Below are 20,344 nucleotides of genomic sequence, written 5' to 3'. Positions count from 1 at the left end.
ATTATGAAATGGTAACTTTTACGCGTTTAATGCGTTTTTTATCTAAGGATTCAACTGTAAACAAATAGTTTTCGAAACTAATTTTTGCGCCTAATTTCGGAAAATTACCAGAATGCTCCAACACAAAACCAGCAATAGTTTCGGCTTCGCCTTTTTTCTGTTCAAAATTAGAATCGTCTTCAATCTTAACAATTTTATAAAAATCTTTTAAAGGTGTTTTCCCTTCGAATACAAAATTATGATCGTCTAATTTAGAATATACTAAATCTTCATCATCAAACTCATCACTAATTTCTCCTACAATTTCTTCAATAATATCTTCTAAAGAAATTAATCCAGAGGTTCCTCCGTACTCATCTACAACAACCGCTAAATGGACTTTTTTCTCTTGAAACTCTCCCATTAAATCGTCTAACTTCTTGTTTTCTGGAACAAAAAACGGTTCTCTAATTAAGGAAATCCAATCAAATTGTTTTCGATCTACATAAGGCAACAAATCTTTAACATAAAGAATCCCTATAATATTATCTATATTATCTTCAAAAACAGGAATTCGCGAATACCCATTTGAAACTATTTCAGAAATAATTTCAGTGTATTTTAGCTCCTTATTTAAAGCAAAAATATCTATTCTAGGACGCATAACCTGCTTAGTATCTGTGTTTCCAAAAGACACAATACCTTGTAAAATTTGCTGTTCTTCTTTAGACGTATCTGCCTCACTAGTTAACTCTAAAGCCTGAGACAACTGGTCTATACTTAAATTAGATTTTTGCTTACCTAATTTAGCATGAATACCTAAAGTTATACTACGCATTGGTATGCTTAAAGGCGAAAACAACACATCCATAACTTGCAATGGTACAGCCATAAATGTGGCAAATTTCATTTTATTTCTACTTGCGTAAACTTTTGGTAAAATTTCACCAAACAATAAGATTAAGAAGGTTACTAAAACCACTTCTAGAATAAAACGGAGCACTTCTGAGGTTACACCATAAAACACAATATCACCTAAATAAGAGAAGAGAATAACAATACCTATGTTTATAAAATTATTTGCAACAAGAATAGTTGCTAGCAATTTTTTAGGACGCTCTAATAATCCAGAAATAATCTGAATGGCTTTAGAATCGTTTTCTATACCCTTTTCAATATCGGTAACTGTTAAAGAAAACATGGCTACTTCTGCGCCAGAAATAAGTGCAGAACAAATAAGTAAAACACATAAAAGTACAATACCACTAATTAATGGAATATTTATTGAAGATATTAGAGCTAAAAAACTCGAGGGGTCAGGGTCCAATTGGAATAAATTTAGTTAAACAATTAAAATGGCAAATCGTCTTCTACCTTAGAAGTATCGGGACTTGCTGTTGATTTATTTTCTGTAGGTTTAGGATTTTGCTCAGATTGTTGCGCATTAGCTAAACTTTCTTTTTTAGTTGTTAAAAAGGTAAAATCTGTACATTGTATTTCTGTAGAGTAACGCTCTTGCCCAGATTCATCTTGCCATTTTCTGGTTTTAAGGCGGCCTTCTACATAAATTTTATCACCTTTAGTTAAATATTTTTCACAAATTTCGGCACCTTTATTACGTACAACAATATTATGCCATTCTGTATTTGTAACGCGTTCATTAGTTTGCTTACTCATATAAGTTTCATTGGTTGCAAGAGGAAAACGACCAACACAACCACCACCTTCAAAATAGTGCATCTTAACATCATCTCCTAAGTGCCCAATAAGCATTACTTTATTTAACGTTCCAGCCATAAATTGTTTTTTAACGAACTGCAAAATTACACTTTGTAGTTCAACTTTTTTAAAATTAATAAAAAAATTATAAGATATAACTATCTGAGACTAGAAATTAAAGGCTTCTATAAAATTTCCGATTAATATAGGCACTGGAAAATCTTCTATTTCAGACACAGGAATAGCGCCATCTAGGTTAGTATCTAACTCTACAATCCAGAATCGCGTATATAAATGTTGGTGTGATAATTTATGAACTATTTCGTCTTTATTATATAAAGACACTTCAAAAGTTTTTCCCTCTACCATCTCTAAAGATGCTAATTCTAACTCTAGCTCTTTATGCGTTAATGCCTTTTCAGACTCAATTAAAGGAAACTGATATAAGTTTTGCCAAATCCCTTTACCTTGTCTTTGTTCTAAAACGGTAGTCTGATTAGGCGATAAAAACACCAAAAAATTAAAATACTTCTTAGACACTTTTGCTGCCTTTATCTTTACAGGTAAATCGCCAATAACGCCTTTACCGAAAGCATAACAGCTCTTATTAAAAGGGCAGACAGAACAATCTGGACTTTTAGGTTTGCATTGCACAGCACCAAACTCCATTACTGCTTGATTAAAAGTTGCAGGATCCTTTTTATTTATTAATTCCTGAGCCAAGGCTTTAAATTCTTTTGCACCTTTAGAAGAATTTATGGCGGTATCAATTCCAAAATAACGCGACAATAAACGATACACATTACCATCTACCACCGCAGAGACTTCATTATAACAAATAGAAGCAATAGCACTCGCTGTATAATCTCCCACTCCTTTTAATTTTAATAAATCTTTATAGGTTTTAGGGAACACACCGTCCAACTCATTTACAACATATTTTGCTGCAAAATGCAAGTTTCTAGCCCTAGAATAATATCCTAAACCTTGCCAAAGTTTTAAAACTTCGGCTTCATTTGCATCAGCTAAGTCGAAAACTGTAGGAAATGAAGTAACAAAATCTTCATAATAAGGTAAACCTTGCTTAATCTGAGTTTGCTGTAAAATTATCTCAGACAACCATATATAATAAGGATTAGTTGTCTGTCTCCAAGGAAGTTGACGCTTATTCACTGAATACCAATCTGTTAAAGTTTTACTAAAAGACATATATAAAAATTAGGTGTGACAAAAATAATCGTTTATAATCTTAAATTTTAATGAATTAGGTTTGAAATATTGAATTTTAAATGACTATATTTGCATCCCTTTATAATTAATTGATAACTTTAAACATAATAAATAATGACTAAGGCTGATTTAGTGGCGAAAATTTCTGAGAAATTAGGAATTGAAAAAGGTGACGTTCAGGCAACTGTGGAAACATTCATGGAAGAGGTGAAGACATCTTTAGAAGCTGGTGATAACGTATATTTAAGAGGTTTTGGTAGTTTTATAATCAAAACTCGAGCGGAAAAAACTGGTAGAAACATTTCTAAAAACACTACTATTAAGATCCCTGCACACAACATTCCTGCATTTAAACCTGCAAAAGTATTTGTAGAAGGTGTAAAAACCAATGTAGACGTTAAAGAATAACAAAAAACTAAATATTAACCTAAAAAAAACAGATCTATGCCAAGTGGTAAGAAACGTAAAAGACATAAGGTAGCGACGCACAAGCGTAAAAAGCGTGCTCGTGCTAATCGTCACAAAAAGAAAAAATAATCCCAAAAAGTAGTTTTATAACTACTTTTTTGGTTTTTATCAAATTGTTCTTTGACATGAGTTTCCCCGCGATTTACCTTTCGCAAAAAAAGGAAACTCCACAGATTAAATCCTGTGAAAAAATAATGTATAATCCATCTGTACAGTTTGGTTTATAGTTTAGGTTAAACGCTGATAAGTTTTATACTTCTCAGCTTTTAGCTTTTAACTTTATACTTAATAGTATGGATAAAAATTAACGAAATGGATAAAGAATTGATCGTAAGATCTGGTACCCAACATGTTGATTTTGCCTTATTAAAAGATGGAAAACTTATTGAATTACATAAAGACGAAGGAGGTAACAATTTTTCTGTTGGTGACGTGTTTATCGCCAAAATAAGAAAAACTGTTCCTGGACTAAATGCTGCTTTTGTAAATGTAGGCTACGAAAAAGATGCCTTTTTACACTATCACGATTTAGGTCCTAAACTCCCTTCCCTTTTAAAATTCACAAAACGTGTAAGCACAGGTAAATTAAACGATTTCTTTTTAAAAGATTTCCCGTTTGAAAAAGAGATTGATAAGAATGGAAGCGTCATAGATGTTTTAAAATCGAATCAATCACTACTCGTACAAATTGTAAAAGAACCTATTTCTACAAAAGGCCCTAGAATAAGCTCAGAGCTTTCTATTGCAGGTAGATATATTGTTCTTGTTCCTTTTTCTGATCGCATTTCAATTTCTCAAAAAATTGAAGACAAAGACGAAAAAGATCGCCTAAAAAGACTGGTTAAAAGCATCACGCCTCCAGGTTTTGGTATTATTGTGCGTACAGTAGCAGAAGGCAAGAAAGTTGCCGAATTAGATAAAGACTTACAAAATTTGCTTGGTCGTTGGACCGCAATGTGTAAGAAACTTAACAAAGCACATCACCCTAGTAAGGTTTTAGGAGAGTTAAATAAAGCCTCGTCTATTTTACGAGATATTTTTAATGACACTTTTACAAGCATACAGGTAGATGATGAAGAACTTTATCATCAAATTAAAGACTATGTGCAACTTATTGCACCTAACAAAGAATCAATAGTTAAAATGTATCAGTCAAATGTTCCTATTTTTGAAAAATTTGGAGTAGAAAGACAAATTAAAACGTCGTTTGGAAAAACGGTTTCTATGGCAAAAGGCGCCTACTTGGTAATAGAACATACCGAAGCCCTCCATGTTGTAGATGTTAACAGTGGTAACCGCTCTAACAAAGCCAATTCTCAAGAAGACACAGCACTAGAGGTTAACATGATTGCTGCCCAAGAAATAGCTAGACAACTTCGTCTACGAGATATGGGAGGAATTATTGTAGTCGATTTTATTGACATGACCAATGCTGAAAACAGAAAAACGCTCTTCAATTACCTTCGTGATGAAATGAAGGATGATAGAGCGAAACACAAAATATTACCTCCAAGTAAATTTGGATTGATACAAATTACAAGACAGCGTGTTCGCCCAGAAATGAACATAAAAACCCGTGAAGATAATCCTAACGGTATAAAAGGCGAAGAAGTTGAAGCACCAATAATATTGGTACAAAAAATAACGCAAGAACTTGAGCGACTATTAAAAAAAGACTATAAAAAGGTGGTTTTAAACACACATCCTTTTATAGCGGCCTTCTTAACAAAAGGCATTCCATCAATTCGTTCAAAATGGTTTATTGAACACAAAAAATGGGTAAAAATACTACCCAGAGATGCTTACACATATCTAGAATACCACTTTTTTGATAAAGATGGTAATCAAATCAACTAATAAAAAAGCCTTACTTTATCCAAGTAAGGCTTTTTTTATGCGCTTTTATGAGATTAAATTATTTAATTAACTTAAAAACCTTGTACTCTTTTTTCTTATCCTCGTATTCCTTTTGATTAATTAATTTGGTATTTAATAACCAATTTAACTGATTCATGAATGTATCTTCTGGAATATCTAAATCAATTCTAGAATACTTTTCTCTTAGTTTTTTTTTAGACAATCTTACTAATTTATCTACAAATAATTCTACTTCTTTTCTAGAAGGAGAGTCTAAATAAAATTTCAATTCCGATTGTCCTCCTTTTAAAATCAAAACATTATTTAGCGGTACAGCAAAGCATGTAAACCCTAATAGAATAAGAAAGAATCCACTCCAAATTAATCCGTCTAACTCAGAGTCTGAATTAGCCTCTACAATAAAGGCGACCCAACTTGTTATAGCCATTAAAACAAAAAAGCTTCCAACAACATTCAATCCTATTCTAGAATATGTTTTAATAAATTTCTGATAACCAATAGATTCTATATCTATAGTCCATTCTTGAGAACTTAAAAATCCTTTTACTTTAATACTTAATTCACTTTCATTAACAAGCTCAAATTCTTTTCTTTGAGCACCTCTATCTTGTGTAATTTTCACTACAATTTATATTTTAAAAACATATTAAAACTAAATCTTTTTTACGTTGCTGGATTAGGAATATCTTCATGTACCTTATTAATCTCGGCCAAGATTTCATCACTTAAATGAACATGAATACTATCTATATTTTCTTTTAATTGCTCCATTCTTGTTGCCCCAATAATATTACTCGTTACAAAAGGCTGTTGTGTTACAAAGGCTAAAGACATTTGCGCTAATGTTAACCCATTGTCTTCCGCTATTTTTAAGTATTGAGTTGTTGCTTTTGTACAATTTACACTACTATAACGCGAAAAGCGAGGAAACAAGTTTAATCTTGAATCTTCTTTTGCAAGACCTTGTACATATTTACCAGACAACACTCCAAATGCCATAGGCGAATACGCTAATAAGCCTAAACCTTCTCGCATAGCAATCTCTGCCAAATCACTTTCAAAACCTCTATTTATTAAAGAATATGCATTCTGAATGGTTTTCATTCTAGGTTTGTTATTATACTTAGACTCTTCTAAATATCGCATCGCACCCCAAGCTCTTTCATTAGACATACCGATGTTACGAATCTTTCCGGCCTTAATTGCTTTTTCTAAACTATTTAAAACTTCATTAAAATTATCAGCCCAAGGATCGTTAGGATTATGTTTATAATCTCGTGTTCCAAAAAAATTAGATTGGCGTTCTGGCCAATGCAATTGAAACAAGTCTAGATAATCTGTCTGTAAGCGTTTTAAACTGCTTTCTATGGCACTTTCAATCGCTTCAGGAGCAAATCCATTTGTTCTTATATGCGCAGTGTAATCGCCAGGCCCTGCTATTTTAGATCCTAACACAATATCGCTACGTTTTCCGGTTTTCTTTAACCATTTTCCTATAATACGTTCCGTTTCAGCATATGTTTCTTTTTGAGCTGGAACAGGATACATTTCGGCAGTATCAAAAAAATTAATTCCCTGCTCTACCGCGTAATCCATTTGCTGAAACCCTTCTTCCTGAGTATTTTGATTTCCCCAAGTCATGGTCCCCAAACAGAGCTTACTTACTTTAATGTCTGAATGAGGTAATGTAGTATACTTCATTTTTATAATATGATTTTAAGAATTATTTTGACTAGCTGCAACTTGCAACGCTTGCATGATCTTATTGCTTTTTTCAGTTTTACCTTGATCGCGATAAATTAAAGCTAATAAATATTGATAATCCTGATTGCTTTTCTGAAGCTTGATTGCTTTTAAGATAACAGATTCTGCATCAGAAAATTGTTTGTTTTGGTAATAATATGTCGACAAATTATACATTGATCTTGTATCTGTAGGATCTATTTGAATCGCCATCTTTAAATTGGACACTGCTGCATCATATTGTTTCAATTCAAAATACAATAACGCTCTTAAATAATGAGCACGACCTTCTTTTGGCTCTTTCTTCAACCATAAATTTAAAGTATTTAAAGCCAATTTAGAATCGCCTTTTAAACTGTAAGATGTTGCTAAATTAGAATATACAGGCAATAATAAACTATCCTTTTTTAAAGCCAATTCGTAGTTTTTAATAGCATTATCTATGTCGTTATTCTGAAGATAATAATCTCCCAATTGTAATCGTCCTGTAGAAAAATCTGCATTAGTAAACATCATGGTTTCTAACTCATTTCGGGCTTTACTTAAGGCTGTTTGATTAACGGTTGCAAGAATTTGCGTATCGACACCTGTTAATAATTGCATTGCTCCTATTCTAACCAAACGTGTAGTATCGCTTAAATATTTTGAAGCTATAGATACACGATCTTGAGGACTTACACCTCTAAACTTCTGAAGGGCACTATATCTTACCATTGCAGATGGATCTTCTAAACTTTTAAGAATAGCTTCAAATTGCTCTTTATTTGTAATATTTAAATTAGATATTACAGTAGATCTTGCTATCGCAGGATAGTTTAGGTTGTTTATAAACTGATCTAATCTATCACGTTCCTGATCGTTAATATTAGACTTATTACTAATTAATAAATCGTCTGAAAAATGATCTAGTCGTTCTGTTCCATACCAATCTACAACTTGTTTAGCGGCCCACTCATCTGATTTATCTTGGTGGCATTGTGTACATGCATTTGGTGTTCCATATTCTACACTTTGGTCTGGACGAGGCAATCTAAAACTATGGTCGCGTCTGAAATCGTTCCCCATATAAAGTGCTCCCGTCATGTGGCAATTTATACATTTTGAACCTTCTGTGGCTTTCTCATGAAAATGATGAGAAGGCTCGTCGTAACTTGGTGCGTGACATTGTAAACACAATCTGTTATCTTGAAATTTAACTTTTAAAGTATGTGGATTATGACAGTCTGAGCATTTTACACCATCATGATACATTTTACTTTGAAGAAAAGAACCGTACACATAATCTTCATCTTCTATTTGCCCATCGCCATGATATAAATCGTTGGTTATATTTTGAAGCATATACTGATCTTCAAAAGCTGTTCCTGGAATCATTTTTTCGGTTAAACGCGCACGTCTGGCATGACAAGGTGCACACATATTCATCTGACTTAATTGAGAATTTCCAGGAATAATATATGTGTTTTCTGTATGTATACTGTCTTGAACATGCTCTGCCCAATACACATGGCGTTCTGCTGGACCATGACAACTTTCGCAACTCACATTAATTATAGAATATGTAGTATTAAAAGCATCGGTTTCTACATCGTAATTCTTTTTTAAATTGGTAGAATGGCATTCGGCACACATGGTGTTCCAGTTTTGTGCAGTTTCCGTCCAGTGTAACCAATCATGCGGATCTATTTGGTCTCCTTTATATTGATGATACCATCTATTTTTTACAGAATCCCAAGTTACTCGAAGTACTTGTTTTCTTCCTCTATCAAACTCTATTAAATATTGCTGAAGTGGTTTTACACCAAAAGTATAAGTAATTTCATAATCGGTTTCGCTGCCGTCAATTTCTTTAACGTGAACCATAAATTTATCATTTGCTTTAGTAAAATGATAAGACACACCATCTATTATGGTTTTAACATTATTGAAATCTCCTAAAACAGTAGAATCGTTTGCAACCTGCATTGCTAAATCATGATCAGATCCGCTCCAATCATCAAAAACACCTTTATGGCATGTCATGCATTGAGAATCTCCAACAAAACCATCTTCATGCTGTAGCTTTAAATTTTCAATAGCAACATAATCTGATTGTTTTGTTTTAGGATTACACCCTGTAAGAACAACTAAACATACAACCCAAAAAAAACATTTCATAGCCTTAAAGAATGTAAAATTAACTTAAGCTACTAAGTTAAAGTTAATTTCAACGTATAGAAAAAAAAGAACCGCTAAATGTGTCTTGAATTAGTATAAATTACTAAACACATTTGCGGTCTTAATCTTGCTTAAGCGGTATTAAATCTAATTTAAATGTCGTTTAAAATTTTAGAAATTTCATCTAATTTAGGTGTTAAAATCACTTCTATTCTACGGTTTTTAGCACGTCCTTCTGCTGTTGTGTTTGAAGCTATTGGAGCAAATTCTCCTCGGCCTGCAGCAGTTAAATTTACAGGATGTATATCTTTATTTTCTCTTAAAATATTTACAATTGCGGTAGCACGCTTGGTAGATAAATCCCAATTACCAGACAACTGTCCTGAGCCTTTATAAGGCACATTATCTGTGTGTCCTTCTATTAATACTGCAATATCTGGATTTTCAGACAAGACGGTTCCTAATTGATTTACAGCTCTACGCCCTTCTGTTCCTACAGCCCAACTTCCTGAACCAAATAACAGTTTGTTTTCCATAGAGATGTATACTTTACCATTACGTTGCTCTACAGTTAAACCTTTACCTTCAAAATCTGTTAAGGCTCTAGAAATTGCATCTTTTAAAGCATGCATACTCGCATCTTTCTGAGCGATTACACGTTCTAATTCGGCAACGCGCTGAGAACGAGATTCTAGTTCTTTCTTTAATTCTTCTAGTCGCGTATTTTCTACTGCCAATGCTTGTTCTTTAGCTTCTAATTGCGCTAACAATTCTCTGTTTTGTTGCACATTTTTAGCAATAGATGCTGAACTATTTTTTTCTAAAGCATCATAAGATGTTTGTAAATTATCGTAGTTAGACTTTAAAGCATTATAATCATTCTGCAGCTTGTCGCGTTCTGCAACCGTTTCGTTATAATTTTTATTAAGCGCATCTAAATCAGACTCTAACTGGGCTTTTTTATCAAACAACTCGGAATTTTCATCCATTAAAGATTTATTTTCCTGTTTTAAAACCTCATGCCTTGCTTCCAGATCTTTATACACGCCTGGAGCAACACAAGATGTTGCAACAACAATAGATAATGCCGATACTACTAATCTATAATTCATATTAATTAAATTAAACGTTATTTTAAATATATTAAGCAATCTCTACTAAAACGGGACAGTGATCACTATGTTTTGCTTCGGGTAAAATAACAGCACGCTTTAAACGACTTTCTAAAGCATTAGCGACTAAACAGTAATCTATTCGCCAACCTTTGTTATTATTTCTAGCATTAGCACGATAACTCCACCAACTATAATTATCGGGTTCTTTATTAAAAAACCGAAACGAATCTATAAATCCGTTATCCATAAATGTGCCAATCCACTCGCGTTCTTCTGGTAAAAAACCAGACACTTTTTTATTTCTTACCGGATCGTGAATATCTATAGCTTCGTGACAAATGTTATAATCGCCACAAATAACTAAATTTGGAATATCCTTTTTTAAAGTTGTAATATAATCTTGAAACAGATCCATATACTCAAACTTATGCTCTAAACGGGCACTATTTGTTCCCGATGGCAAGTATAAACTCATTACAGAAACATCATCAAAATCGGCTCTAATATTACGTCCTTCAAAATCCATTGACTCAATTCCTGTGCCAAATTCTATATGGTTGGGTTTGGTTTTACTTAAAATTGCAACACCACTATATCCTTTTTTTTGTGCACTAAACCAATAATTATATGGATATCCTGCTTCTGCAAAAATATCGAGATCTAATTGATCTTCATTAGCCTTAATTTCCTGCAAACAAATAACATCTGGACCTGCACTTTTTAACCAATCTATGAATCCTTTTTTTAAGGCGGCACGAATACCATTTACATTGTAAGAAATTATCTTCATTTTTATTATTTTAATGCACAACAAATTCAATATTTGCACGCAAAACGCGTTTAGTTAATCTGATGTGCTTATTTTTTATAGAATTTCAGCTAAAATAAATAATACGTTACTTTTACACTATTAATTTAGTGACCTTTTAACAGAAAGCTGCTCGAATACTCTTAAAGGAAACTCTTGATGCTTTTTAATTGACTAACAAACCACCTTCGATGTAAAATCGGAGCATTTTAAAACTCACTTAGTGGGTAAAATATTTTTAGACATTACACTGTTTAAATACTACATGAAATTTATAATCGCCTTAATCTGTTTTTGTTCTAGCCTTTGTGTGTTTTCGCAAGAGCCAAACTCTAATTACAAAACAAAAAAAATAGCCGTTAAAGATACTATTGTAATAGATAGTGTAAGTATTAACCCGAGTTGGTTTACTGTAAAAACAACAACAAACACAAGCATAGACACTAGTTTATACACTATAAATTTCCCAAAAGCATTATTAACCTTTAAACAACAAATAGATACAGACTCTATTATAGTGTCTTATTTAAAGTATCCCGATTTTTTAACTAAAACGTACAAGCTATTAGATGAAAGTATTATACTATCTAACACTAATAATCAACAAAAATTGTACAAACTATCACAATCAAAACCTACATCTAGTTATGTTCCCTTCGATGGATTATCTACTTCTGGAAGTATCTCCCGAGGAGTTACCGTTGGAAGCAACCAAAACTCGGTGCTTAATAGCGAGCTCGATTTACAAATTACAGGTAAATTAAACGATAAAATTTCGTTAAGAGCTTCTATTCAGGATGCCAATATTCCTTTACAAGAAAGCGGATATTCGCAACGTTTAGATGAATTTGATCAAGTGTTTATAGAAATATTTAGCGACAACTGGAATATTAGAGCGGGAGATGTAGATCTAGAAAACACGAGTACTTATTTTGCTAATTTTAGTAAGCGTGTTCAAGGTTTGTCTTTAAATGCAACAATTAATCACGACCGATCTAAAACCAGTATTTTTGCTGCCGGAGCTGTGGTTAGCGGACAATTTACACAAAGTACATTTACGGCAGATGAAGGCAACCAAGGTCCTTATAAACTAGATGGCCCCAACGACGAACTTTATGTACTAATTGTATCTGGTAGTGAGACGGTTTATGTAAACGGAATTGCTTTAGAACGTGGAGAAAACAATGATTACACTATAGATTATAATGCAGGTGAAGTGACATTTAATTCGACTTATCCTGTAACTTCAGAAATGCGTGTTACTGTAGATTTTCAGTATAGCGAACTGGATTATTCTAGAATTATTGGTTATGGTGGTAGCCGTTTCCAAAGCGATAATTTAGATATTGGCGTTACTGTTTATTCGGAAAGTGATTCTAAAAACAGTCCTGTTCAACAAAATTTATCTACAGATCAAGTAACTATTTTATCTGAAGCGGGAGACGACTCAACTAAAATGATTGCCCCTTCAGAAACACCAACAACCTATAGCGATAATCAGATTTTATATAAAAAAGAAAATATTAACGGTGTCTCTGTTTATGTGTTTTCTAACAACCCAGACGACGAACTTTACAGTGTAACTTTTAGTTCTGGAGAAAGTAATACTGGAGATTACATATTAAGCAGTATAAATGCGATTAATGACATTTACGAATATGTTGCACCAATAGATGGTCTTTCTCAAGGAAGCTACGCACCTGTTACACAACTTGTGGCGCCATCTAAATTACAAATGGCAATACTAAACGGAACCTACAAACCGTCTTCTAAAACAAATATTTATTTTGAAGGTGCCGGAAGTATAAACGATTTAAACTTGTTTTCTGATTTAGATGACGATGATAATAATGGTTTTGCTGGGAAATTAAAATTCAGTCAAAATATAATTAAACAAAAAGATCTTTGGTCTTTAGACCTCACGACTAACCTAGATTATATTCAACAAAATTTTGAATCTATAGAATATATTTATAATACAGAGTTTGATAGAGATTGGAATATTGACAGCACAGAAGGCAACCAAACCTTATTAACAAGCGGACTTGAACTGCAATTACCAGGAAAAGTTTTATTTAAATATCAATTTGAACATTTAAGTTTTGAAAACATCTTTAACGGAAACAGACATGTTGCCACAGGATTTCTTCAATTAAACAACTTTTATTTTTACTCTAGTTCTAGTTATCTAGATTCTAAATCGGATACAGATACCTCAACATTTTTACGTTCGTCTAACACTGCAACCTACAGTTTTACGAAAGGTTGGGTAGGCACAAAAATTGCTTTAGAAGACAATCAGCAAAAAGACAGAACAACAGACACTTACCTTGAAGACAGTCAGAAATTTAAAAGCTATGAAGTCTTTACTGGAATTGGAGATAGTTTAAATCTCTTTGCCGAAATAGGTTTCAAACACCGTGTAAACGATAGTATAAAAGATAACAATTTACAACGCGTAAACACATCTAAAACATATTATTTAGATTCTAAATTAATTCAAAACACGAGTACAAACCTATCGCTTTATGTAAATTATAGAACGTTAGATAATGTAGATGAGGAGAATGAAAACTCACTAAATTCTCGTTTAATTTATAATCAGGGATTCTTTAAACAAATGGTACAATGGAATACTATTTTTGAAACCAATTCTGGAACTTTAGCAGAACAGGAATATACTTATGTAGAAGTTGATGCAGGCCAAGGATCTTACACTTGGAATGATTATAACGAAGATGGCATACAAGAATTAGAAGAGTTTGAGTTGGCACAATTTACAGACGAAGGAATATACTTGCGTGTATCTTTACCCAATCAAGTTTATATAAAAACACACCAAAATAGATTTAGCCAAACACTAACTTTAAATCCACAACAATGGATAAATTCTGATAGCGGTTTTAAATCTTTACTTTCTAAATTTTACAATCAAACATCTTATTTAATAGATAGCAAAACAGAACGTAATGATAATAATTTCCAGATCAACCCGTTTAAAACCAATCAAGAAAACCAGGTAGGTTTACAATTAAATGTTAGAAATGTGCTCTATTTTAATCGCGGAAAACAACATTATACCACTTCGTATACATTCTTAAAAAACAAAGTACGTAGTGTTTCTTCTATTGGGTATACCCAAAACAATATAGACAGCCACCAATTAAATTTTAATCACAAATTAGCACAAAGCTGGCTCGTTACCTTTTTAAGCAGTTTAAGCACTACAGAAAGTATTAGCGAGAACTACGTGAGCAAAAATTATAATATAGATGAAACACAATTTAACCCGAAATTAACTTACTTATTAAATGAAAATACTCGATTTGATATCTTTTATCAATTTACAAATAAAGAGAACACTATTGATAGTTTTGAAACGCTAACACAACAAAAATACGGAACATCATTTTCTATTTCTAACTTACAACAATCGGCCATAAGCGGCGAATTTAATTACTTTTCTAACACCTATTCTGGAGACTCTACAACGCCTGTAGCGTATGAAATACTAGAAGGTTTACAACCTGGAAAAAACTTTACTTGGACACTTTTAATACAGAAAAAAATAACTAAATTTTTAGATTTAAATCTCTCGTATTACGGTCGTAAAACAGAAACCAGCAACACAATACACACAGGAACAGTACAATTAAAAGCTTATTTTTAGTTAGTGTAGAAGCTTAATTTAACAGATAATAAATTATAAATTAAACACAAAAAAAGCCTAAACACTCACATATTTAGGCTTATTTATTCAATAGATTTGGGAGGGATTCGAAATCAATTATCAAAAATTTAATTGATTTATGAACTAAGACTGGTTATCTGTATTTCATGTGTAAATTTAAGTAATATATATTATTCCAAGTTGCGGAAAAACCTTACTTTTTAAAGATAAATTAATTAGATAAAAAAATCTGCAAGAGGCTTTATTATCAAACAAGAATTAATCATACACATGCTTAACTAAAACATTTTCAAGCCTCCATGATATTTTATTCATTATTCACGTTAAAAAATTTACAACAATCATCACAAAAAAGATAGAACGAATTTTATAAAAACAAAAAATCCTTAAGTGATAACTTAAGGATTTTTTATTCTATAAGGTATGATTCGAATTACATCTTCATTAACCAAGAACGCACATCTACTTCTTGTTTAATAATATCGTGAAGATCTTCAATCTTAACACGTGTTTGTTCCATCGTATCTCTATGGCGAATGGTTACCATATTATCTTCTAACGTATCGTGATCTACAGTAATACAAAACGGTGTTCCGTTTGCATCTTGTCTGCGATAACGTCTTCCAACAGCATCTTTTTCATCGTAAGCCACGTTGAAATCCCATTTTAAATCCTCTACAATTTTTCTTGCAACTTCTGGTAAACCGTCCTTTTTCACCAAAGGTAAAATGGCCGCTTTAACTGGAGCTAAAACTGCTGGTAATTTTAAAACTGTACGTGTTGTATTGTTTTCTAATTCTTCTTCTACTAACGAGTTTGAGAATACAGCTAAAAACATACGGTCTAAACCAATAGAGGTTTCTACCACGTAAGGCACATAACTTTTGTTTTCTTCGTGATCGAAATACTGTAGCTTCTTACCAGAAAATTTTTCGTGCTGACTTAAATCGAAATCTGTACGTGAGTGAATTCCTTCTAATTCTTTAAATCCGAAAGGGAATTTAAATTCAATATCTGCTGCAGCATCTGCGTAATGTGCTAATTTATCGTGATCGTGGAAACGATAATTTTCTGCTCCCATACCTAAAGATAAATGCCATTTTAAACGCGTTTCTTTCCACTGCTCATACCATTCTTTTTGAGTTCCTGGTTTTACAAAAAATTGCATTTCCATTTGTTCAAACTCACGCATACGGAAAATAAATTGTCTTGCAACAATCTCGTTTCTAAAAGCTTTTCCTGTTTGAGCAATTCCGAAAGGAATTTTCATACGTCCACTTTTCTGAACATTTAAGAAGTTTACAAAAATACCTTGAGCCGTTTCTGGACGTAAATATAAATCCATTGCAGTATCTGCAGAAGCTCCAATTTTAGTACCAAACATTAAGTTAAACTGCTTAACTTCTGTCCAATTTTTAGATCCAGTAAGCGGATCTGCAATTCCTAACTCGTCTATAAGTGCTTTAACATCTGCTAAATCTTCATTTTCTAAAGATTTACCCATACGTGCTAAAATAGCATCAATCTTTTCTTGATACCCAACAACACGTCCGTTAGTGCTAACAAACTCTGCTTTATCGAAAGCATCACCAAAACGTTTTGCTGCTTTAGTAACTTCTTTATCTATTTTGTTTTCTATTTTAGCACAATAATCTTCTATTAAAACATCTGCTCTATAGCGCTTTTTAGAATCTTTGTTATCTATTAACGGATCGTTAAAGGCATCAATATGCCCAGAGGCTTTCCAAGTGGTTGGATGCATAAAAATTGAGGCATCTATACCTACAATATTTTCGTGCATTTGCACCATGGCTTTCCACCAATAGTCGCGTATATTTTTCTTTAACTCCACACCGTTTTGTGCGTAATCATATACTGCACTTAAACCGTCGTAAATTTCACTACTCTGAAATACATAACCGTATTCCTTAGCATGCGAAATCACCTTCTTAAATTGATCATCTTGATTTGCCATGCTACAAAAATATAAAACGCCGGAAAACTACACGTATGTTTTTTTTAAAGTATTGTATTTTTTTGTAATTTATAAGTTTTAGGTCTTATGTTTAAAGCGCTATTTAATATTTTATTTCCTAAAGTGTGTTACAGCTGCCAAAATATTTTAGCAGATGGCGAACACACACTATGCACAGATTGCAGACACCGCTTACCTGTAACTCAATTTCATTTTAATAATGATGCTAGTGTTTGTAAAGTTTTCTACGGAAGAGTTAAAATTGAACAAGCCACTGCGTTATTACGTTTTGAAAAAAAAGGGATGACTCAAAAACTAATCCATCAATTAAAATATAAAGGCCAAGAGCCTATTGGGACCTTTTTGGGTGATTGGCTAGGTGGTGATTTACAAACTTTAGATGCTTATAAAACTATTGATATTGTAATTCCTGTTCCGCTTCATAAAAAGAAATTAAAAAAACGAGGTTATAATCAAGTCACAAAATTCGGACAACAATTAGCCGCAGCTTTACAAGCAGAATATATGGATAATGTTTTAATAAAAGTGACTAATACAAACTCTCAAGTCTCTAAAAACAGATTAAGCCGTTGGACAAATTCTGAAACCATTTTTAGTGTACAATCTTTAGATAAAATTAAAAACAAAAACATTTTACTTGTAGACGATATTATTACTACTGGTGCAACTATAGAATCTTGTGCAACCTTACTTCTTCGAGCCGAAAATGTTAAAATAAGCATAGCAGCAATGGCAATTGCTTAAACTGTTTTCGGTTACTGCTAAATAAATTGTTTCTTTGTGTAAATTTTAATGTAGAAATGAGTAAAACGCTTTCAAATTTTTTGTTCATAAGTGCCTTGTGTTTGTTTATTGTAAACTGTGCAAGTCAGGGAACTCCTAGTGGTGGAGAAAAAGATACAACACCACCTGTGATTTTAAAATCTGTACCAGAAAACTACTCTACAAATTTTAATAAGACAGAAATTAAAATTTATTTTGATGAATACATTAAAATAAACGATTTAAGTAAACAACTTATTATTTCGCCTCCAATGAATACAACTCCTGAAATTACACCTTTAGGATCGGCGAGTAAATACATTACCATTAAAATACACGATACGCTTGCTCCAAACACAACTTATGCTATTAATTTTGGAAGTAGTATTGAAGATAATAATGAAGGAAATCCGTTTTCTTATTATAAATATGTGTTCTCTACAGGAGATTATATAGATTCTTTAAATGTTGCAGGAGTTATTCTAGATGCCACATCTAAAAAACCCGATAATTTTGTTACCGTTGCTTTATATGAAGTAGATTCTACTTTTACAGACTCTATTATTTATAAAAAGAAACCAACATACGTTACCAATACGTTAGACAGTATAACCACATTTGTCTTACAAAACGTAAAGGCAGGAAAATATATGTTAACGGCAATGAAGGATGAAAGTCAGGATTATCTTTTTCAACAAAAAGCAGATAAAATTGCATTTAATAAAACGTTTATAGAACTCCCGACAGATTCTATTTACCGCTTAACATTATTTAAAGAAGATTTAGATTTTAAAGCCTATAAACCCAGACTACTTTCTAAAGGAAAAATTGCTTTTGGTTTTGAAGGTGATTATAAAAACATGGATATAGATGTGTTAACAGACACACCTCCTGATTTTGAATACGCTATTACAAAAGATGCCGAAGCAGATTCTTTGATGTATTGGTATAAACCAAAATTAGAAACTGATTCGCTTCGTTTTAAAGTGAGCTATAAGAAGACTGTAATTGATACTTTCGATGTGAAAATTACAGATAAACTTCAAGATAGTTTAATTATTAAAGGAGAACCTTCTGGTCAGATTAATTTTAAAGACAACTTTGTTTTATCGTCTTCTACTCCTTTTAAGTCCTTAAATACTGCTCAGGTTTCTCTTATAGATAAAGATTCTACTGTTGTTCCGTACACCACAAAAATGGATACGCTTAACAACAACATTACCTTTTTCTTTGATAAGAAAGAAAATTACAGATACCGTTTACAATTTCTCCCTGAAGCCATTACAGATTTTTTCGATAATAAAAACGACACCCTACAATTTGTAATGCAAACAAAAGGTTACGACGATTATCCTAATGCACGTATTATTCTTAAAAACGCCGTATATCCAGTAATAGTACAATTAACGAACGAAAAAGAGGACGTTATAAACGAAATATACAGCACAGAACCAGAACCTATAGATTTCAATTTTTTAAAAACTGGAAAATATTATCTGCGTGTGATTTACGATGAAAATGGAAATAAAAAATACGACACAGGTAGTTACTTAAAAAAGAAACAGCCCGAACGTATGAGTTATTATCCAGAACTTATTGAAATTCGTGTAGGATGGGATTCTGAATATGAGTTTATTTTAAAATAAAAGAATCTCTATCATTTAAAAACTTAAACTTATTTCGGGTATTTATAACCTCATCTTTGTTTAAAGCAACAATGCGATAGCCTATTTCATTCTCAACAAATGTAGAAATGGTTTCTCCTAAAGGATTATAAACTACAGAATGTCCTGAATACTCATGTCCTTTTCCGTCTATCCCTACACGGTTAACACCCACACAATAACTCATGTTTTCTATAGCACGTGCCTGCAATAAGGCGTCCCAAGCAGTAATTCGTGTTTTGGGCCAATTGGCAACATAAAACAACACATCGTAATCGCTATTATACCTTGCCCAAACAGGAAAACGTAAATCGTAACACACTAATGGGCAAAGCGACCAACCTTTATAATCTATGATTACACGTTCTGTTCCTGCCGTGTAAACCGTATTTTCCCCTGCTAATGTAAAGGTATGCCGTTTTTTATACGACTGCGTTTTACCGTTAGGATAAACAAAAACCAATTGATTATAATAGTTATCGGCTTCTGTTATAATAAGGCTTCCCATAACAGCTGCTTGTGTATTGGCTGCTAATTTTTGCATCCAAGTTACAGATTCACCAGAAATGGTTTCAGCAAGTTTAGAAGCATTCATACTAAATCCGGTGGTAAACATTTCAGGAAGCACAATAACATCTACCTTATCTGTAATAGATGCTACAATTTGCTGTATATTATCGCGATTAGCTTTAGGATTTTCCCAGATTAATTCGGTCTGAATTAGTGCTATTTGTAATTTATTTGTCATTAAAATATTAAATATTTCTTCTTCTCTTTATCTACATTGGTAGCCTTCCTTTCTTTCTTAGATTGCTTACGTTCTGCTTTTTCTTTAGCTTTATTATTTTTATCGGCTTCTCTAAACGCTTTTTCTTTAGCCTTATACTCATTTCGAATATTACGCTGATCGTCTAACGTTAAACTTTCGGTTACATTGTAACCTTTTAATAAAATGGAGTTTCCTTTTACTTCGTAAACATTGCCTTTATATTCGATTTTCTGAGCGTTTATAGCGACTATAAAAAACAATGAAAAAGCAACTGTTAATAGTAGTTGTTGTTTCATATAAATAAGATTTGGGATTACAATGTACTAAAAGACAACCTATTTGCCTATAAATTTGATGCTTATACA

At 32.4% G+C, this 20,344-nt stretch carries 16 protein-coding genes; 5 read left to right on the top strand and 11 right to left on the bottom strand.

Annotation, left to right across the window (positions count from 1 at the left end):
• Window position 1: 1 nt before the first annotated feature.
• The 3 genes from GQR95_RS06700 to mutY form a co-directional block, all read right to left on the bottom strand.
• Entirely contained in the window at window positions 2-1,306 is a 1,305-nt protein-coding gene (locus GQR95_RS06700; protein WP_159022438.1) for a gliding motility-associated protein GldE, read from the bottom strand.
• Between the two features lie 23 nt (window positions 1,307-1,329).
• On the bottom strand, window positions 1,330-1,776 hold the full coding sequence (locus GQR95_RS06695; protein WP_159022437.1) for a single-stranded DNA-binding protein: 447 nt from the start codon (window positions 1,774-1,776) through the stop codon (window positions 1,330-1,332).
• A gap of 90 nt (window positions 1,777-1,866) precedes the next feature.
• On the bottom strand, window positions 1,867-2,907 hold the full coding sequence (gene mutY / locus GQR95_RS06690) for an A/G-specific adenine glycosylase (RefSeq protein ID WP_159022436.1): 1,041 nt from the start codon (window positions 2,905-2,907) through the stop codon (window positions 1,867-1,869).
• A 135-nt stretch (window positions 2,908-3,042) separates the two neighbouring features.
• On the opposite strand from mutY, the gene GQR95_RS06685 reads away from it, so the two are divergent.
• A complete protein-coding gene (locus GQR95_RS06685; RefSeq protein ID WP_038532346.1) occupies window positions 3,043-3,336 on the top strand; it encodes an HU family DNA-binding protein in 294 nt (97 codons plus the stop codon).
• Between the two features lie 372 nt (window positions 3,337-3,708).
• A complete protein-coding gene (locus GQR95_RS06680; RefSeq protein WP_159022435.1) occupies window positions 3,709-5,253 on the top strand; it encodes a ribonuclease E/G in 1,545 nt (514 codons plus the stop codon).
• Window positions 5,254-5,311: 58 nt separating this feature from the next.
• Here GQR95_RS06680 and GQR95_RS06675 read toward each other — a convergent pair whose 3' ends face one another.
• The 5 genes from GQR95_RS06675 to GQR95_RS06655 all read right to left on the bottom strand — a co-directional run bounded on the left by GQR95_RS06675 (window position 5,312) and on the right by GQR95_RS06655 (window position 11,079).
• A complete protein-coding gene (locus GQR95_RS06675) occupies window positions 5,312-5,896 on the bottom strand; it encodes a hypothetical protein (protein WP_159022434.1) in 585 nt (194 codons plus the stop codon).
• A 41-nt stretch (window positions 5,897-5,937) separates the two neighbouring features.
• Entirely contained in the window at window positions 5,938-6,975 is a 1,038-nt protein-coding gene (locus tag GQR95_RS06670; protein WP_159022433.1) for an aldo/keto reductase, read from the bottom strand.
• Window positions 6,976-6,990: 15 nt separating this feature from the next.
• Complete coding sequence (locus tag GQR95_RS06665; RefSeq protein ID WP_159022432.1) at window positions 6,991-9,174, bottom strand: tetratricopeptide repeat protein; 2,184 nt, start codon at window positions 9,172-9,174, stop codon at window positions 6,991-6,993.
• 152 nt (window positions 9,175-9,326) lie between these two features.
• Window positions 9,327-10,286: an OmpA family protein gene (locus GQR95_RS06660; protein WP_159022431.1), complete on the bottom strand. Its 960-nt coding sequence runs from the start codon at window positions 10,284-10,286 to the stop codon at window positions 9,327-9,329.
• A gap of 31 nt (window positions 10,287-10,317) precedes the next feature.
• Window positions 10,318-11,079 carry an exodeoxyribonuclease III gene (locus GQR95_RS06655; RefSeq protein ID WP_159022430.1) on the bottom strand — a complete coding sequence of 254 codons (762 nt, stop codon included), beginning with the start codon at window positions 11,077-11,079 and terminating at the stop codon, window positions 10,318-10,320.
• A gap of 283 nt (window positions 11,080-11,362) precedes the next feature.
• On the opposite strand from GQR95_RS06655, the gene GQR95_RS06650 reads away from it, so the two are divergent.
• The gene (locus GQR95_RS06650; protein ID WP_159022429.1) at window positions 11,363-14,767 is read left to right on the top strand and encodes a hypothetical protein; all 3,405 of its coding nucleotides are present in this window, start codon (window positions 11,363-11,365) and stop codon (window positions 14,765-14,767) included.
• A gap of 454 nt (window positions 14,768-15,221) precedes the next feature.
• On the opposite strand, the gene GQR95_RS06645 is transcribed toward GQR95_RS06650, so the two are convergent.
• Window positions 15,222-16,763, bottom strand: coding sequence for a glycine--tRNA ligase (locus GQR95_RS06645; protein WP_159022428.1), 1,542 nt, complete (start codon window positions 16,761-16,763; stop codon window positions 15,222-15,224).
• Window positions 16,764-16,850: 87 nt separating this feature from the next.
• On the opposite strand from GQR95_RS06645, the gene GQR95_RS06640 reads away from it, so the two are divergent.
• The gene (locus tag GQR95_RS06640; protein WP_159022427.1) at window positions 16,851-17,528 is read left to right on the top strand and encodes a ComF family protein; all 678 of its coding nucleotides are present in this window, start codon (window positions 16,851-16,853) and stop codon (window positions 17,526-17,528) included.
• A gap of 56 nt (window positions 17,529-17,584) precedes the next feature.
• Complete coding sequence (locus tag GQR95_RS06635) at window positions 17,585-19,192, top strand: Ig-like domain-containing protein (protein ID WP_159022426.1); 1,608 nt, start codon at window positions 17,585-17,587, stop codon at window positions 19,190-19,192.
• Here the strand turns inward: GQR95_RS06635 and GQR95_RS06630 are convergent.
• Complete coding sequence (locus tag GQR95_RS06630; RefSeq protein ID WP_159022425.1) at window positions 19,179-19,958, bottom strand: amidohydrolase; 780 nt, start codon at window positions 19,956-19,958, stop codon at window positions 19,179-19,181. The genes GQR95_RS06635 and GQR95_RS06630 overlap by 14 nt on opposite strands.
• Window positions 19,958-20,275, bottom strand: a complete 318-nt coding sequence (locus GQR95_RS06625; protein WP_159022424.1) for a hypothetical protein — start codon at window positions 20,273-20,275, stop codon at window positions 19,958-19,960. Before GQR95_RS06625 ends, GQR95_RS06630 begins: the two co-directional genes overlap by 1 nt.
• Window positions 20,276-20,344: the final 69 nt, after the last annotated feature.

It is taken from the genome of Formosa sp. L2A11 (assembly GCF_009796865.1).
Lineage (GTDB): Bacteria > Bacteroidota > Bacteroidia > Flavobacteriales > Flavobacteriaceae > Formosa.
This window is presented reverse-complemented; position numbering and strand designations above follow the sequence as displayed.

What these genes read in the sequence shown, in the direction of transcription:
- GQR95_RS06670 (WP_159022433.1), bottom strand. Translation starts at nt 6,975, where the DNA reads ATGAAGTATACTACATTACCTCATTCAGACATTAAAGTAAGTAAGCTC.
- GQR95_RS06640 (WP_159022427.1), top strand. Translation starts at nt 16,851, where the DNA reads ATGTTTAAAGCGCTATTTAATATTTTATTTCCTAAAGTGTGTTACAGC.
- GQR95_RS06625 (WP_159022424.1), bottom strand. Translation starts at nt 20,275, where the DNA reads ATGAAACAACAACTACTATTAACAGTTGCTTTTTCATTGTTTTTTATA.
- GQR95_RS06635 (WP_159022426.1), top strand. Translation starts at nt 17,585, where the DNA reads ATGAGTAAAACGCTTTCAAATTTTTTGTTCATAAGTGCCTTGTGTTTG.
- GQR95_RS06685 (WP_038532346.1), top strand. Translation starts at nt 3,043, where the DNA reads ATGACTAAGGCTGATTTAGTGGCGAAAATTTCTGAGAAATTAGGAATT.
- GQR95_RS06630 (WP_159022425.1), bottom strand. Translation starts at nt 19,958, where the DNA reads ATGACAAATAAATTACAAATAGCACTAATTCAGACCGAATTAATCTGG.
- GQR95_RS06650 (WP_159022429.1), top strand. Translation starts at nt 11,363, where the DNA reads ATGAAATTTATAATCGCCTTAATCTGTTTTTGTTCTAGCCTTTGTGTG.
- GQR95_RS06660 (WP_159022431.1), bottom strand. Translation starts at nt 10,286, where the DNA reads ATGAATTATAGATTAGTAGTATCGGCATTATCTATTGTTGTTGCAACA.
- GQR95_RS06680 (WP_159022435.1), top strand. Translation starts at nt 3,709, where the DNA reads ATGGATAAAGAATTGATCGTAAGATCTGGTACCCAACATGTTGATTTT.
- GQR95_RS06645 (WP_159022428.1), bottom strand. Translation starts at nt 16,763, where the DNA reads ATGGCAAATCAAGATGATCAATTTAAGAAGGTGATTTCGCATGCTAAG.
- GQR95_RS06695 (WP_159022437.1), bottom strand. Translation starts at nt 1,776, where the DNA reads ATGGCTGGAACGTTAAATAAAGTAATGCTTATTGGGCACTTAGGAGAT.
- mutY (WP_159022436.1), bottom strand. Translation starts at nt 2,907, where the DNA reads ATGTCTTTTAGTAAAACTTTAACAGATTGGTATTCAGTGAATAAGCGT.
- GQR95_RS06665 (WP_159022432.1), bottom strand. Translation starts at nt 9,174, where the DNA reads ATGAAATGTTTTTTTTGGGTTGTATGTTTAGTTGTTCTTACAGGGTGT.
- GQR95_RS06655 (WP_159022430.1), bottom strand. Translation starts at nt 11,079, where the DNA reads ATGAAGATAATTTCTTACAATGTAAATGGTATTCGTGCCGCCTTAAAA.